The 2500-nt window shown below is 49.4% G+C and carries 1 rRNA gene (cut by a window edge); it reads right to left on the bottom strand.

Going from position 1 to position 2500, the window contains the following annotated elements:
- Positions 1-44: 44 nt before the first annotated feature.
- A 23S ribosomal RNA gene (locus tag K350_RS0118240) occupies positions 45-2500 on the bottom strand (it continues 432 nt past the right edge of the window).

The raw sequence follows: 2500 nt of genomic DNA on the forward strand, positions 1-2500 counted from the left end.
TGACAACATCTGAGAAAAAGATATATACTATAACACACAGCGCTAACGGAAAGTCTACGGGTAATTAGTATTGCTCAGCTTAGGACATTACTGTCTTTACACCTGCAACCTATCAACGTCATCGTCTATGACGACCCTTATAAAGAAGCCTCATCTTGAGGTGAGTTTCGCACTTAGATGCTTTCAGCGCTTATCTCGACCGAACGTAGCTACTCTGCGCTGCACCTGGCGGCACAACAGATACACTAGCGGTTCGTCCAACCCGGTCCTCTCGTACTAAGGTCAGGTCCTCTCAAGCTTCTTACGCCCACAACAGATAGGGACCGAACTGTCTCACGACGTTCTGAACCCAGCTCGCGTGCCACTTTAATCGGCGAACAGCCGAACCCTTGGGACCTTCTCCAGCCCCAGGATGTGACGAGCCGACATCGAGGTGCCAAACCTCCCCGTCGATGTGAGCTCTTGGGGGAGATCAGCCTGTTATCCCCAGAGTACCTTTTATCCTTTGAGCGATGGCCCTTCCATGCGGAACCACCGGATCACTATATCCAACTTTCGTTCCTGATCGACTTGTCTGTCTCACAGTCAAGCACCCTTTTGCTATTGCACTCTACGCACGGTTACCAAGCGTGCTGAGGGTACCTTTGAAAGCCTCCGTTACTTTTTTGGAGGCGACCACCCCAGTCAAACTACCCACCATACATTGTCTCCCAAATGCTTGGGATTAGACTCCAAGTAAAGAAAGGGTGGTATTTCAACGTTGGCTCCCCGATACCTAGCGGCACCAGTTCACAGCCTCCCACCTATCCTACACATCCTTTACCCAGAGTCAATGTAAAGCTATAGTGAAGGTTCATGGGGTCTTTCCGTCCCGTTGCGGGTACCCGGCATCTTCACCGGGACTACAATTTCACCGAGCTCACGGCTGAGACAGCGCCCAGATCGTTACACCATTCGTGCAGGTCGGAACTTACCCGACAAGGAATTTCGCTACCTTAGGACCGTTATAGTTACGGCCGCCGTTTACTGGGGCTTCAGTTCAAGGCGTCGCATTGCTGCTAACCTCCCCCCTTAACCTTCCAGCACCGGGCAGGTGTCAGGCCTTATACTTCATCTTTCGATTTCGCAAAGCCATGTGTTTTTGTTAAACAGTCGCCTGGGCCATTTCTCTGCGACCTCCCATCGCTGGGTAGGCTCCCCTTCTCCCGAAGTTACAGGGTTATTTTGCCGAGTTCCTTGGCCGTGATTCACTCGAGCGCCTCAGGATTCTCTCCTTGACTACCTGTGTCGGTTTGCGGTACGGGTTCCATTAAAATATGCTTAGAAGATTTTCTTGGAAGTCTGTTTAGGGTCATTATCCATTTGGCCGAAGCCTCACGGTACTATCACCTTCAGCAAGTCTTGCGGATTTTCCTACAAAACTTATACCTACTGGCTTTAACGCACACTTCCGTCCGTGCGCAGACCTTTCACTACTCCGTCTCTCCATCGCTCTTAATGCAAGTACTGGAATATTAACCAGTTGTCCATCGAATACACCTTTCGGCTTTTCCTTAGGTCCCGACTAACCCTGATCCGATTAACGTTGATCAGGAAACCTTAGTCTATCGGCGAATAGGTTTCTCACCTATTTTATCGTTACTTATGCCTACATTTGCTTTTCCAAACGCTCCAACAAACCTTACGATTCGCCTTCGCCGCTGTTTGGAATGCTCCTCTACCGATTGCATTGCTGCAATCCCAAAGCTTCGGTACTATTCTTGATGCCCGTTTATTATCGATGCTCTGCCGCTCGACCAGTGAGCTGTTACGCACTCTTTAAAGGAATTGCTGCTTCCAAGCAAACCTCCTGGCTGTCTCTGCAGCTGAACCTCCTTAGTTCAACTTAGAATAGATTTGGGGACCTTAGCTGTTGATCCGGGTTCTTTCCCTTTTGGACTGGGACCTTAGCACCCCAGCCCTCACTCCTGTGTATATCTGAAAGCATTCGGAGTTCATCAGGATTTGGTAGGATTTGACTCCCCCTAGTCCTATTGGTAGCTCTACCTCTTTCAGACTCGACCACAAGGCTGTTCCTAAAAACATTTCGAGGAGTACGAGCTATTTCTCAGTTTGATTAGCCTTTCACCCCTACCCACAACTCATCCGAAAACTTTTCAACGTTTACCAGTTCGGACCTCCATGCCGTGTTACCGGCACTTCATCCTGGTCATGGGTAGATCACAAAGTTTCGCGTCTACCCCCACTGACTGAACGCCCTGTTCAGACTCGCTTTCGCTCCGGCTCCGATTATCTATAATCTTAACCTTGCCAGTGAGGAGTAACTCGTAGGCTCATTATGCAAAAGGCACGCCGTCAGGGCAAAAACCCCTCCGACAGGTTGTAAGCGTACGGTTTCAGGTTCTATTTCACCCCCTTATTCAGGGTACTTTTCACCTTTCCTTCACAGTACTGGTTCACTATCGGTCTCTCAGTAGTATTTAGCCTTACCAGATGGTGC

It is taken from the genome of Sporocytophaga myxococcoides DSM 11118 (genome assembly GCF_000426725.1).
GTDB lineage: Bacteria > Bacteroidota > Bacteroidia > Cytophagales > Cytophagaceae > Sporocytophaga > Sporocytophaga myxococcoides.